This is a genomic window from Pseudomonas entomophila L48, assembly GCF_000026105.1.
Classification (GTDB): Bacteria; Pseudomonadota; Gammaproteobacteria; order Pseudomonadales; family Pseudomonadaceae; genus Aquipseudomonas; species Aquipseudomonas entomophila.
In genome coordinates this window covers 919,730-932,413 of record NC_008027.1, presented here as the reverse complement: position 1 = coordinate 932,413, position 12,684 = coordinate 919,730, and the positions used below count along the sequence as shown (strand labels likewise).

Genomic DNA, 12,684 nt, shown 5'->3' with positions numbered 1-12,684 from the left:
ACTTGTGCGTATAATTGCCGGTCTGTTTACAGGGCCTGCGTGTGTCCGAGCCGTTTTTCGGGCCCCACCCCTACCTTATTACCCTAGCCGTTTCCAACAAGAGAGCATGATGGGCGAATTCGATGCCATCCGACCGTACGACGACGCTGAAGTGCCTGCCGTTCTGGCGCGCCTGCTCAGCGACCCGGCATTCCTCGATATCCTCACCCACTTCCGCTTCCCGCGCGCTGCGGGCGCCTTCGGCTGGCTGCTCAAACCGCTGATCGCCCGGCGCCTGCGCCAGGAATTCGCGGGCGTGCAGTGCGTCGCCACGCTGCAGGATAAAGTCGAGTACTACGTCGACCGGACCATCGACCGCGCCACCGACGGTGTCACCTACACCGGTGTCGAACAGCTCAAGTCCGGCACCGCCTACCTGTTCCTGGCCAACCACCGCGACATCGTCATGGACCCGGCCTTCGTCAACTACGCGGTGTACCACGCCGGCCTGCCGACGCCGCGCATCGCCATCGGCGACAACCTGCTGCAGAAGCCGTTCGTCAGCGACATGATGCGCCTGAACAAGAGCTTCATCGTGCACCGCTCGATCAGCGGCCGTCGCGAGAAGCTGGCGGCCTACCAGCTGCTGTCGGCCTACATCAACCACTCGATCCGCAACGACTGCGTGTCGATCTGGATCGCCCAGGCCGAAGGCCGCGCCAAGGACGGTGACGACCGTACCGATTCGGCCATTCTCAAAATGTTCCACATGAGCCGCAAGGACGAACCGTTCGGCGCGGTGATCCAGAGCCTTAACCTGACTCCGGTGTCGATCAGCTACGAATACGACCCCTGCGACCAGGCCAAGGCCCGCGAGCTGTACATCCGCGCCACCACCGGCACCTACAAGAAGGCGCCGGGCGAGGATGACAACAGCATCGCCCAGGGCATCACCGGTTACAAAGGCCGGGTGCACATCAACTTCGCGCCGCCGGTGACCGAGTACCACGAGGACACCAAGCAGCTGGCACAGGCCATCGACCGGCAGATTCTCGGCGGCTACCGGTTGTTCCCGGTGCATTATCTGGCCTATGCGATGTGGGCGGAGAAGGACGCGGCGCTCGAGGTGCCCAGCGCCGAGACGCTGTTCCCGGGTGATGAGCTGGCCAAGGCGAAGGAAGAGTGGCAGCGCCGGCTGGACGCCTGCCCGGTGGAGCATCAACCGTATCTGGTGCAGCAGTACGCGACGCCGGTGCGCAATCAGTACCAGGTCAAGCAGCAGGCCACCGTGGCCTGATCACTTGCTCCTGTAGGAGCCAGCTTGCTGGCGAATGCCGATTGAGCGGCGGTTCGCCAGCAAGCTGGCTCCTACGAAGCAGGCGGCGTTCAGATCCAGGTGCTGAACCAGGACAATAGCAACGCCATCGCCAAGCACGAGAAACCAAGAATGTAGTAGTAGCGCGGCACGCGCAGGTCGAAGGCATCCACCAGGCCTTCATCCACCGCCAGGCTTTCGCGGGTCATGCTCGCCCGGCGCCGGGCGCTGTGCAGCAGCAGGCCACCCGGGCAGGTGATCAGCAGGGCCAGCAGGTTGATCAGCTTGGCGGGATGAGCGGCCAGGAAGCCCCAGAGCACTTGCAACGACATTGCGCAACCTCGGTATCACGACGGCAAAGCCCGGCATTCTACCCAAGCCCACAGACACCGCCGCGACTTTGCGACCAGCTGCGATAAATTTCATCTGTCACACGCTCGTCATCAGGACAGGCCACCCTGTCGGCCTTCAACCGAACCGGAGCTTGTCATGCTGCACGCCGAAAACCAGGACCGCCTCTACCTCGTGCCCCAGAGCGACGAACAGCAGGCGCTGATCGACGGCTTCGCCATCAATGTCCAGGACCACCAGTGGCTGGTCTACTGCGCACTGGGCGGCCATGCCCACCATGACCTGCCGGAGGTCGATGCGCAGACCGGCATCAGCCTGCTGGACTTCAACGTACTGGCCGCCTGATCCGTGTTGCATTCTTCGCCGGCAAGCCGGCTCCTACAGGTGCGGCGCCCGCCTCAAGAGCAGCGCCACACCTGTAGGAGCCGGCTTGCCGGCGAATAGGCCAGTACAGGCAACAAAAAACCCGCCGCCTGATCACAGGCGGCGGGTTTTCTTTATTGCAACAGCCTTACTCGCCCAGCACCTGACCGACGGTCGGGTCCTTGAACAGGCGGGTCAGGGCATCGCTGAGCACATCGCTGACCAGCTTGGTGTTGGTTTCCTGGTTCGGCGCCATGCCGAAGCGCTGGTCCAGCGAGGCACCGTAACGACCGCTGTAGCGACGGTTGGCGTTCGACACGTCGGCACGGAAGGTGGCGCCGATGGTCGCCTCGGTCACGTACATCTTGTCCTTGGGCGACTGGTACTTCAGCTCAGCCAGGGTCACGGTCAGCTGCGGCGCGTTGTAGGCGTTGGGCGTCGGGGTGAAGCCGAGCAGGCGCACCGCTGCCTCGGCCTGAGCCTGCAGCTTGGGCACGACATCGTTGCCATTGACGGTAATGGTGCTGGTCTCAGGGTACATGCCACCCCGGGTGCCCAGCGATTGCGAGGCACGCCCGTCAACCACCTTGACCACCACCGGCTGGCCGTGGCCGACCGGGGCCAACTGTTGCGTTAGCTTGGGTTGCGGGCTGAGTTGTTGCGGGCTGTGGGCACAACCGGCCAGGCTCAGGCTGGCTACCGCGAACAAACCGACCAACAGACGTTGCAACATGCGCGTTTCTCCAGAAAAAGCGGCAAAGGCCCACAGTATACCCAGCACGCCACAGCCCAGCCATCGGCCTTTCCCGCCTGTCACAATGGTTTCATGGCCCGCGCGCTATGCTGGCGTCAGCCCGAACACACAGGACCATTCGCCATGAACTCGTTCTGGAACCTGCTCCTGCAACGCCCGCGCCACGCTACCTACGCCCGTCTCGACAGTGATGGCATCTGCCTGGGTTTCAAGCAGTGCAGCCTACCCCCCACGGGCAGCGGCTGGGTCCAGGTCAACGAGGCGCACCTAGGCTGGCTGGGCCAACCGCTGCCGGCCAGCGCCCGCCATTGCACCCCTGCAAGGCGTCGTTGGCAGCAACGCACCCTGTCTGCCTGACAAACGCTGCAATAAAAACCCAAGAAGCATGACCTTTCTGCCCGCGACCTCGTTATAATCTCCCCCCGATTATAAGGACGTCTCCTGATCGGGCCCCGCATTCGCCGATTGACCCCGGCACCCTCGACGCTTCGCCCACAGAGAGCCTTCCACTCAGGTCTTGCATTGGCTGTCGTGCCTGCTGTTTCCGGCCTTCTGCTTCGCATGAACCTGCGGGTTGCCATCGCGCAGTCCACTTTTGAGGTTCACGACTCCAAAAGAGCGTGAAAAAACGGTTTTTCACAACTTCACGAGAGTGTGGCGAGCAAATGAACAGTCTGGCATGTGTAAAAGCGGCAGATGTCTCAACAACAGCCCTGAGCAGACGGTATCAGCGCTCCTGCAGAATGGGAGCCTGAGGCCGATCCATAACGCACGACGGGCCCCTTGACCATAAGTCGAATTGCCGCACCCGTGGCAAACGGCGTTCAATACCTGAACACCCAAGACTGATTGGCGGTGTCCGCGGAAGTTGCAAGAACTGCGAAGAGTCGGACATGGCGACCCTGGCGACCCCGGGTCCTATGCTGTCAATTAGGTGCTGTAGATTGTGGAGACGCGTTAAATGGCGCAGAACGAATCGGTTGATGTAGTACTGGTAGGCGCGGGCATCATGAGTGCCACCCTGGCCGTACTGCTCAAGGAGCTCGACCCGTCGATCAAGCTGGAGGTCGTCGAGGCGATGGACTCCGGGGCCGCGGAGAGTTCCAACCCCTGGAACAACGCCGGTACCGGCCATGCCGGCCTGTGCGAGCTGAACTATACCCCGCAGGCCGCCGATGGCAGCATCGACATCAAGAAGGCCGTGCACATCAACACCCAGTTCGAGGTGTCGCGCCAGTTCTGGGCGTATCTCAGCAAAAAAGGCGGCTTTGGCTCGCCCCGCGCCTTCATCAACCCGGTGCCGCACCTGAGCTACGTCGAGGGTGACAAGGGTATTTCCTTCCTCAAGAAGCGCTTCGAGCTGCTCAAGCAGCACCACGCCTTCGCGGACATGGAATACACCGAAGACAAGGCCGTGATGAACGAATGGATGCCGCTGATGATGCCGGGCCGCCCAGCCGACCAGCGCATCGCCGCCACCCGCGTGATGAAAGGCACCGACGTCAACTTCGGCGCCCTGACCAACAAGCTGCTCAAGCAACTGGGCAACAGCCCTGACGCTCAGGTCAAGTACAGCAAGAAAGTCGTCGGCCTGCGCCGCAAAGGCAGCGGCTGGACCGTGAGCATCAAGGACGTCAACAGCGGCGGCAGCCGTGAAGTCGACGCCCGCTTCGTCTTCCTCGGTGCCGGCGGCGCCGCCCTGCCGCTGCTGCAACTGTCCGGCATTCCGGAGAGCAAAGGCTTCGGTGGCTTCCCGGTCAGCGGCCAATGGCTGCGTTGTGACAACCCGGAAATCGTCAAGCAGCACCAGGCCAAGGTCTACAGCCAGGCCGCGGTCGGCGCGCCCCCCATGTCGGTGCCGCACCTGGACACCCGCGTGGTCGATGGCAACACGTCGCTGCTGTTCGGCCCGTATGCCGGCTTCACCACCAAGTTCCTCAAGCACGGCTCGCTCATGGACCTGCCGCTGTCGGTGCGCATGGGCAACATCGGCCCGATGCTGGCCGTGGCCCGCGACAACATGGACTTGACCAAGTACCTGGTCAGCGAAGTGATGCAGTCGATGGAGCAACGCCTGGAGTCGCTGCGCCGCTTCTACCCGGAGGCGAAAGCCGAGGACTGGCGCCTGGAAGTGGCCGGCCAGCGCGTGCAGATCATCAAGAAGGACCCGAAGAAAGGTGGCATCCTGCAGTTCGGCACCGAGCTGGTGGCAGCCGAAGACGGCAGCCTGGCTGCATTGCTCGGCGCCTCGCCGGGCGCCTCGGTGACCGTGTCGATCATGCTCGAGCTGATCGAGCGCTGCTTCCCCGAGCAGGCCAAGGGCGCTTGGGCCGCCAAGCTCAAGGAGATCTTCCCGGCTCGCGAGAAAGTCCTGGCCACCGACGCCGCCCTGTACCACAAGATCAGCGCCGACAACGACGTGGCGCTGGAGCTGGTAGACAGCAGCCCGGCCAAGCAGCATTACGCCTGAACCGGCTGAAACGAAAAAACGCCCCTCGGGGCGTTTTTTTATGCCTGTCTCACCACACTGACCTCCCCTCTTGTAAGAGCGGCCTTGTGTCGCGAAAGGGCTGCGAAGCAGCCCCAGATTTATGCCATACCTCAATATCGCCGGGGCCGCCTTGCGGCCCTTTCGCGACGCAAGGCCGCTCCTACAGGTTAAGGCGAACCCGCAGAATCAACCGCGGGCGTTGTCGATGATCTCGATGTACTCCGGCGCATTGCGCTGGTCTGCGATCACCTCGACGAAGGTCTTGCCGTGCTCGTCCTTGCCATCCAGGTCGTAACCGGCCGCGACGAAGAACCCCACATAGCGTTCGAAGTCATCGACACGCAGGCCGCGATAGCCCTTGATCAGCTTGTGATGCGATGGCGAGGTCAGGCCATCGGCCGGCTCGAACTGCAGGAACGACTTGATGTACTCGTTGCTGATCTCGTCACCAATCACTTGTTTCTTGTCTTTGCGCATCGCCGACTCCAACTGGACCATCACGGTAATTCGAAGGCGGGCAGTTTACCCCCCGAAACCTGCGAGCCTCAACGCGTACGTACGGTACCGGTGTGCAAGTCGGCCCAGACATGGCCATTGCCGTAGGTGAGGAACTGCACATACAGGGTTTCGTTGCGCAGCAGATCCATGATCACCCGGTAGTCCGCCATCGGGTAGTTGAGGGTCAAGGTGCGGCTGTTATCGTCAAAGACCGGCTTTTTCAGGCTCTTGCCGCCTTCCCCGTCGAAGTTGATCAGCACCTGGCCAATGGTCGAGCCCTTGCTCAAGGGTTTGCCCTTCAGGCGCATCTGCAACGAGGACGTGATCGGGATGGGTTGCTGGTCGGACTGGCGCTGGGTGCCGACCACCACGCTGTAGTCGGTAACCTGCAGCAACTGCTGGCTGGTCGGTGCTTCCTGGCGCAGCGAAAGGTCGTCGGGAGGGAGGAACTGGCTGTGCAGCGGGGCGGCCGCGAGCGGGAGGCTCACCGCCAGCAGGAGGGGGACGATTGCACGCATGTGAGGCTCCTTGGTATGAGCAGGCACTCTACGCACGGCCCCTGTCGCGGGGCAAGCCCGCTCCCACGATGAGAGAGCAGGCTTGTTCCACGATGGGACGCAGGCTCAGTCGAACTGCGCGCGCATCCAGGCGTGATAGTCGGCAACACCCGCATCGCCTTCACGCGGCGCCCAGTGGGCATGCTCGCCCTCTCCCACCGGCCGATACGGGCCAGCCTTGCATTCGAACATGACGCTGTCCGCTTCCAGCACCACCAGGCCATGATAGGTACCTGGCGCCAGGTCGACCCCCAGGCAGTCTCCGCCAGCTTGCAGGACGCGCTTGTCGGTCACCGCCCCTTGCTCGTCGAAGATCAGCAGCCCTAACCGTCCTTTAAGCACGATCAGCGCCTCGGCCTTGTCCTCGCCCAAGTGACGGTGCGGCGGAATATAGGTGTTGGGCTGCAGCCCGACAGCCATGCGGTGGCAGGGATCTTCCATTTCATGGAAGTTGTGGTGCTGGCGACCACGCGGGCTGTCGGCGGCCTTGAGCGCCAGCGCAGTGAACAACGACTGATCGAGGAACGCAGGCTGGCGCATGATCACAACCCCTTGACGGCGAAAATGCCATTGGCGTTACGCCAGTAGCCCTTGTAGTCCATGCCATAACCGAAGATGTAGCGGTCCACGCACGGCAGGCCGGTGTAGGTGGCCTTCAGGTCGGGGCTGGCCTTGCGGTCGTGGTCCTTGTCGATCAGCACGGCAGTGTGCACCGCACGGGCGCCGGCATGCTTGCAGAACTCGATGATGGCGCTGAGGGTGTGGCCCTCGTCAAGGATGTCATCGACGATCAGCACGTCGCGGTCGATGAACGATACTTCCGGCTTGGCTTTCCAGAACAGCTCGCCACCACTGGTGGTGTTGCGGTAGCGGGTAGCGTGCAGGTAAGAAGCTTCCAGCGGGAACTGCAAGTGGGTGAGCAGCTTGCCGGAGAAGATCAGGCCGCCGTTCATCACGCAGAAGACCACCGGGTTCTTGTCGTGCAGGTCCTGGCAGATCTGTTTGCCGACCTCGGCGATGGCGGCCTCGACCTCGGCTTCGTTGTACAGGCAATCAGCCTCGCGCATCACTTGACGGATATGCTCGAGATCGGCGGACATGGCGCTCTCCAGGGGGTGCGTTTTGGAAAAGCGGGCAAAGGTACGCATCCGCTCGTCCCAGATCAAGCCTTTATGGACTAACGTGCACAATGACTGCACGACATCAGGGACTGAATAGATTAACCTAGCGCGGTTTTTTTGCCCGCCTCCCGGAGCCCTCCCCCCATGCCTACTCGTGAGATCCGCCATCCGCTGATCCGCCATAAGCTCGGCCTGATGCGCCGTGCCGATATCAGCACCAAGAATTTTCGCGAACTCGCCCAGGAAGTCGGCGCCCTCCTGACCTACGAAGCCACCCAGGACCTGCCACTCGAGACCTACGAGATCGACGGCTGGTGCGGCAAGGTGCAGGTCGAGAAAATCGCCGGCAAGAAGATCACCGTGGTACCGATCCTGCGTGCCGGCATCGGCATGCTCGACGGTGTACTCAGCCTGATCCCGGGCGCCAAGGTCAGCGCCGTGGGTGTAGCCCGCAATGAAGAAACCCTAGAAGCCCACACCTACCTGGAAAAGCTCGCGCCGGACATCAACCAGCGCCTGGCCCTGATCATCGACCCGATGCTGGCCACCGGTGGCTCGATGGTCGCCACCATCGACCTGCTGAAAAAGGCCGGCTGCAAGGAAATCCGCGCCATGGTGCTGGTAGCTGCCCCCGAAGGTATCGAAGTGGTGGAAAAAGCCCACCCGGACGTGCAGATCTACACCGCGTCGATCGACCAGCGCCTCAATGAGCACGGCTACATCGTCCCCGGCCTGGGCGATGCCGGCGACAAGATCTTCGGCACCAAGCAGAAGGACGCCTGATCATGCAGGACGGCTTCAACGACCCGCTCTGGCGCCAGGTCGTCTCGGGCGCGCAGATGCTCTTCGTGGCATTCGGCGCGCTGGTACTGATGCCACTGATCACCGGCCTCGACCCCAACGTGGCGCTGTTCACCGCCGGCCTCGGCACCTTGTTGTTCCAGCTGGTGACCGGCCGCCAGGTGCCGGTGTTCCTCGCTTCGAGCTTCGCCTTCATCACCCCGATCATTCTCGCCAAGGGCCAGTTCGGCCTGGCCGCGACCATGGGCGGGGTGATGGCCGCCGGCTTCGTCTACACCTTCATGGGTTTGATGGTGAAGATCAAAGGCACCGGCTTCATCGACCGCATGCTGCCGCCCGTTGTCATTGGCCCAGTGATCATCTCCATCGGCCTGGCCATGGCACCGATCGCCGCCAACATGGCCATGGGCAAGGCGGGTGACGGCAGCGTGTTGATGCCGTACCAGACCGCGATGATGATCTCCATGCCGGCATTGCTGACCACCTTGATCGTGGCCGTGTTCGGCAAGGGCATCTTCCGTCTGGTGCCGATCATCTCCGGCGTACTGGTGGGCTTTGCCCTGTCGTTCGCCTTTGGCGTGGTCGATACCGCCAAGATCGCCGCCGCCCCTTGGCTGGAACTGCCCAAGTTCACCGCGCCGGAATTCAACTGGCAGGCGATCCTGTTCATCGTTCCGGTGGCCCTGGCTCCGGCGATCGAACATATCGGCGGCGTGATTGCGGTGGGCAGCGTGACCGGCCGCGACTACCTGAAGAAGCCCGGCCTGCACCGCACCCTGCTGGGCGATGGCTTGGCGACCACCGCGGCCGGCCTGTTCGGTGGCCCGCCCAACACCACCTACGCCGAAGTGACCGGCGCGGTGATGCTGACCAAGAACTACAACCCGAAGATCATGACCTGGGCGGCGGTATTCGCCATCACCCTGGCCTTCATCGGCAAGTTCGGCGCGCTGCTGCAGAGCATTCCGGTACCGGTGATGGGCGGCATTCTCTGCCTGCTGTTCGGCTCGATCGCGGCGGTGGGCATGAACACCATGATCCGCCACAAGATCGACCTGGCCGAAGCGCGCAACCTGGTGATCGTCTCGGTGACCCTGGTGTTCGGTATCGGCGGCGTGCTGATCGGCAGCGGCGACGGCCCGGACGACTGGGGCCTGAAGGGCATCGCCCTGTGCGCCATCGTGGCCATCGCCCTGAACCTGATCCTGCCGGGCAACGATGGCTGGAAGAACAAGAAGCTGGACGATCAGTTGCACTGATCCTTCATTGAAATCCTGGGGCCGCCTTGCGGCCCCTCGATTCAAAGCCGGGCGAGTTTCTCAGGCGTTCTCGCACATCCCCGCCAGCACCCTCACCCATTCCGGGTGATCATTCAGGCACGGCACCAGCACCAGCTCTTTCCCGCCCGCCTCGATGAACTGCTCCTTGCCCCGATCGCCGATCTCCTCCAGCGTCTCGATGCAATCGGCGACGAACGCCGGGCACATCACCAGCAACTTCTTCACCCCTGCCTTGCCCAGCTCGTCCAGGCGCGTCTCGGTGTAGGGCTCGATCCATTTGGCGCGCCCCAGCCGCGACTGGAATGACACCGACCACTTGCCGTCGGGAATGCCCATCTTCTGCGCGAACGCCTTGGCCGTGGCCAGGCACTGGCCGCGATAGCACACCGCACGCATCTCGGCGCTGGCGTCCTTGCAGCAGTCGGCGGCCTGGAAGTCGTGGTTGCCGGAAGGGTCGAGCTTCTTCAGGTGGCGCTCGGGCAAGCCGTGGAAACTCAGCAACAGATGATCGTATTGCTGCTCCAGGTACGGCCGGGCGCTGGCGGCCAGCGCCTGGATATAGTCGGGGTGGTCATAGAACGGTTGCAGGATGCGGGTCTGCAGTGGCAGCTTGCGCTCGGCGATGGTCTGCTTGGCCAGTTCCACCACCGTGGTCACCGTGCTGTCGGCGAACTGTGGATACAGCGGCGCCAGCGTCACCTTGCGTACACCCTGGGCCGCCAGGCGCTCAAGCACGTCCGGTAAGGCTGGCTCACCGTAGCGCATGGCGATTTCCACCGGCCCGTGGGGCCAGTGCTCGACCATCGCGGCTTGCAGACGGCGGGTCAGCACCACCAGCGGCGAACCTTCGTCCCACCAGATCGAAGCGTAGGCGTGGGCCGACTGTTCCGGGCGCTTGATCAGGATCAGCGACACCAGCAACCGCCGCACCGGCCAGGGCAGGTCGATCACGTACGGGTCCATGAGGAACTGGTTGAGGTAACGGCGCACGTCAGCCACCGAGGTGGAGGCCGGCGAACCCAGGTTGACCAGCAGCAGGGCGTGATCGGTCATGCAGCGTCCTATGTCAGAGGCGCCTGGACAGGTCGTCCAGGGCCGATTGCAGATCGTTGAAGCGGAACGTGAAGCCTGCCGCCAGAAGGCGCACGGGGCGCGCGCGCTGGCCGCCGAGCAGCAGCGTCGACAGCTCGCCCAGCCCGGCCTTGAGCAACAAGGCCGGCATCGGCAGGAACGCCGGGCGGTGCAGCGCACGGCCCAGGCGCCTGGCGAACTCGCGATTGCGCACAGGCTCTGGCGCGCAGGCATTATAAGGACCGCTTGCCTCGTTGTGCCGCAAGAGAAAATCAATCAGGCCGATCTGGTCTTCTATATGGACCCAGGGCATCCATTGCCGACCATCGCCCAACGGCCCGCCCAGCCCCAGCTTGAACGGCAGGCGCAGGCGCGACAAAAAGCCGCCATCACTGGCCAGCACCAGCCCCGTGCGCACCAGCACCACGCGAATCCCGAGCGCCTGTGCGCGCGAGGCGGTCTCTTCCCAGGCGATGCACAGTTGGCTGGCGAAGTCTTCCTTCACGGGGGGCGAAGCTTCGGTCAGCTCACGCTCACCGCCATCGCCGTACCAGCCCACGGCGGAGCCCGAGATCAGCACGCCAGGGCGCTGCTCGCGGGTTTCCAGCCACGCCAGCAGTTGTTCGGTCAGGGTCACGCGACTGGACCACAGCAAGGTTCGACGTGCCGCCGTCCACGGGCGGTCGGCGATCGGCGCCCCCGCCAGGTTGATCACGGCGTCCACCGGGTCGTCCTGCGCGATATCGTCCAGGCGGGCGACACCTCGCACACCCGTGCCACAGTGTTTCGGCACCAATTCGGGGGTTCGGCTCCACACGGTCAGGCGATGGCCCTGGCCGCGCCAGAGCTGGCACAGGTGCTGGCCGATCAGGCCAGTACCGCCGGTCAGCAATATATGCATGGCTGTGTCCTCACAGTTGGCGGCCGTGGTCTATTTTTAAGATCAAGGCACTTTTTTGACCATACGCTCTCGGATAAACATAGGCGAACCTGTCCTATCGAGCGGAATAACCTTATACAAACATTGTGCATTGTACAGGTTTGCCGAGCAGCGTAGGCTGCACACAGCACGGTTCGAAGAGGCCATCATGACTGTTCCAATTGCCATCATTGGTGCCGGTATCGCCGGCCTGTCTGCCGCCCAGGCCCTGCAGAAGGCCGGGCAGACCGTCCACCTGTTCGACAAGGGCCACGGCAGCGGCGGGCGCATGGCCAGCAAGCGCAGCGAGGTCGGCGCGCTCGACCTGGGCGCCCAGTACTTCACCGCCCGCGACCGGCGCTTCGTCGAGCAGGTGCAGCAATGGGTTGCCGCTGGCTGGGCCGCGCAATGGAAGCCCCAGCTCTACAACTACCGCGATGGCGAACTCACCCCCTCCCCCGACGAGCAGATCCGCTGGGTTGGTGTGCCCCGCATGAGCGCCATCACACGCGGCCTGCTCAAGGATGTCACGGTGAACTTCGGCTGCCGCATCGCCGAAGTGTTCCGCGGCAAACAATACTGGCACCTGCAGGACACCGAGGGTTGCAGCCATGGTCCGTTCAGCCGGGTGGTGATTGCCGTGCCGGCGCCTCAGGCCACGCCCCTGCTGGCCGCCACGCCCAAACTCGCGGCGGTGGCAGCCGGCGTGCAGATGGAGCCGACCTGGGCCATTGCCCTGGGCTTCGAGACCCCTCTGGAAACCCCGATGCAGGGGTGCTTCGTACAGGACAACCCGCTCGACTGGCTGGCGCGCAATCGCAGCAAGCCTGGCCGCGAGGAACAGCTCGATACCTGGGTCCTGCACGCCACGTCGAACTGGAGCAAACACCATATCGACCTCTCCAAGGAAGAGGTGATCGAGCAGTTGCACGGAGAGTTCGCCGAACTGGTCGGCTGCGCGGTACCTCCTCCCTCGTTCGCCGTCGCCCACCGCTGGCTGTATGCCCGCCCTGCCGGCAACCATGAATGGGGCGCGCTGGCCGATGCCGATCAAGGCCTTTATGCCTGCGGCGACTGGTGCCTTTCCGGCCGTGTCGAAGGGGCCTGGCTCAGCGGCCAGGAAGCCGCCAGACGCCTGCTCGAGCATCTGGATTAGCGCAGAACGCGGACTTATACAGAAAGTA

The 12,684-nt window shown here is 63.4% G+C and carries 15 protein-coding genes; 7 read left to right on the top strand and 8 right to left on the bottom strand.

Going from position 1 to position 12,684, the window contains the following annotated elements:
• Window positions 1-109 precede the first annotated feature (109 nt).
• On the top strand, window positions 110-1,276 hold the full coding sequence (locus tag PSEEN_RS04165; RefSeq protein ID WP_011532233.1) for a 1-acyl-sn-glycerol-3-phosphate acyltransferase: 1,167 nt from the start codon (window positions 110-112) through the stop codon (window positions 1,274-1,276).
• Between the two features lie 89 nt (window positions 1,277-1,365).
• Here PSEEN_RS04165 and PSEEN_RS04160 read toward each other — a convergent pair whose 3' ends face one another.
• Window positions 1,366-1,626, bottom strand: coding sequence for a hypothetical protein (locus tag PSEEN_RS04160; RefSeq protein ID WP_011532232.1), 261 nt, complete (start codon window positions 1,624-1,626; stop codon window positions 1,366-1,368).
• A 157-nt stretch (window positions 1,627-1,783) separates the two neighbouring features.
• Here PSEEN_RS04160 and PSEEN_RS04155 point away from each other — a divergent pair, with 157 nt between their 5' ends.
• Window positions 1,784-1,990, top strand: a complete 207-nt coding sequence (locus tag PSEEN_RS04155; RefSeq protein WP_011532231.1) for a hypothetical protein — start codon at window positions 1,784-1,786, stop codon at window positions 1,988-1,990.
• 166 nt (window positions 1,991-2,156) lie between these two features.
• Here the strand turns inward: PSEEN_RS04155 and PSEEN_RS04150 are convergent, their stop codons facing one another.
• On the bottom strand, window positions 2,157-2,741 hold the full coding sequence (locus PSEEN_RS04150) for a YajG family lipoprotein (RefSeq protein ID WP_011532230.1): 585 nt from the start codon (window positions 2,739-2,741) through the stop codon (window positions 2,157-2,159).
• A 144-nt stretch (window positions 2,742-2,885) separates the two neighbouring features.
• Between PSEEN_RS04150 and PSEEN_RS04145 the strand changes: the two genes are divergently transcribed.
• Together PSEEN_RS04145 and mqo are read left to right on the top strand one after the other, a co-directional pair.
• Window positions 2,886-3,119 carry a hypothetical protein gene (locus tag PSEEN_RS04145; RefSeq protein ID WP_011532229.1) on the top strand — a complete coding sequence of 78 codons (234 nt, stop codon included), beginning with the start codon at window positions 2,886-2,888 and terminating at the stop codon, window positions 3,117-3,119.
• 604 nt (window positions 3,120-3,723) lie between these two features.
• A complete protein-coding gene (gene mqo, locus PSEEN_RS04140) occupies window positions 3,724-5,232 on the top strand; it encodes a malate dehydrogenase (quinone) (RefSeq protein WP_011532228.1) in 1,509 nt (502 codons plus the stop codon).
• A gap of 207 nt (window positions 5,233-5,439) precedes the next feature.
• Here mqo and PSEEN_RS04135 read toward each other — a convergent pair whose 3' ends face one another.
• The 4 genes from PSEEN_RS04135 to PSEEN_RS04120 all read right to left on the bottom strand — a co-directional run bounded on the left by PSEEN_RS04135 (window position 5,440) and on the right by PSEEN_RS04120 (window position 7,408).
• Window positions 5,440-5,730, bottom strand: coding sequence for a PA4642 family protein (locus tag PSEEN_RS04135; RefSeq protein ID WP_011532227.1), 291 nt, complete (start codon window positions 5,728-5,730; stop codon window positions 5,440-5,442).
• Between the two features lie 68 nt (window positions 5,731-5,798).
• The gene (locus PSEEN_RS04130; protein ID WP_011532226.1) at window positions 5,799-6,269 is read right to left on the bottom strand and encodes a hypothetical protein; all 471 of its coding nucleotides are present in this window, start codon (window positions 6,267-6,269) and stop codon (window positions 5,799-5,801) included.
• A 105-nt stretch (window positions 6,270-6,374) separates the two neighbouring features.
• Entirely contained in the window at window positions 6,375-6,848 is a 474-nt protein-coding gene (locus tag PSEEN_RS04125) for a WbuC family cupin fold metalloprotein (RefSeq protein ID WP_011532225.1), read from the bottom strand.
• A gap of 2 nt (window positions 6,849-6,850) precedes the next feature.
• Entirely contained in the window at window positions 6,851-7,408 is a 558-nt protein-coding gene (locus PSEEN_RS04120) for a hypoxanthine-guanine phosphoribosyltransferase (protein ID WP_011532224.1), read from the bottom strand.
• Between the two features lie 165 nt (window positions 7,409-7,573).
• Between PSEEN_RS04120 and upp the strand changes: the two genes are divergently transcribed.
• Both upp and PSEEN_RS04110 read left to right on the top strand, forming a co-directional pair.
• Window positions 7,574-8,212, top strand: coding sequence for a uracil phosphoribosyltransferase (upp, locus tag PSEEN_RS04115; protein WP_011532223.1), 639 nt, complete (start codon window positions 7,574-7,576; stop codon window positions 8,210-8,212).
• Window positions 8,213-8,214: 2 nt separating this feature from the next.
• Window positions 8,215-9,489 carry a uracil-xanthine permease family protein gene (locus PSEEN_RS04110; RefSeq protein WP_011532222.1) on the top strand — a complete coding sequence of 425 codons (1,275 nt, stop codon included), beginning with the start codon at window positions 8,215-8,217 and terminating at the stop codon, window positions 9,487-9,489.
• Window positions 9,490-9,549: 60 nt separating this feature from the next.
• Here PSEEN_RS04110 and hemH read toward each other — a convergent pair whose 3' ends face one another.
• Both hemH and PSEEN_RS04100 read right to left on the bottom strand, forming a co-directional pair.
• Window positions 9,550-10,563: a ferrochelatase gene (gene hemH, locus PSEEN_RS04105; protein WP_011532221.1), complete on the bottom strand. Its 1,014-nt coding sequence runs from the start codon at window positions 10,561-10,563 to the stop codon at window positions 9,550-9,552.
• A 13-nt stretch (window positions 10,564-10,576) separates the two neighbouring features.
• Window positions 10,577-11,482 carry a TIGR01777 family oxidoreductase gene (locus tag PSEEN_RS04100; protein WP_011532220.1) on the bottom strand — a complete coding sequence of 302 codons (906 nt, stop codon included), beginning with the start codon at window positions 11,480-11,482 and terminating at the stop codon, window positions 10,577-10,579.
• A 187-nt stretch (window positions 11,483-11,669) separates the two neighbouring features.
• On the opposite strand from PSEEN_RS04100, the gene PSEEN_RS04095 reads away from it, so the two are divergent.
• Window positions 11,670-12,656: an NAD(P)/FAD-dependent oxidoreductase gene (locus tag PSEEN_RS04095; protein WP_011532219.1), complete on the top strand. Its 987-nt coding sequence runs from the start codon at window positions 11,670-11,672 to the stop codon at window positions 12,654-12,656.
• Window positions 12,657-12,684 lie beyond the last annotated feature (28 nt).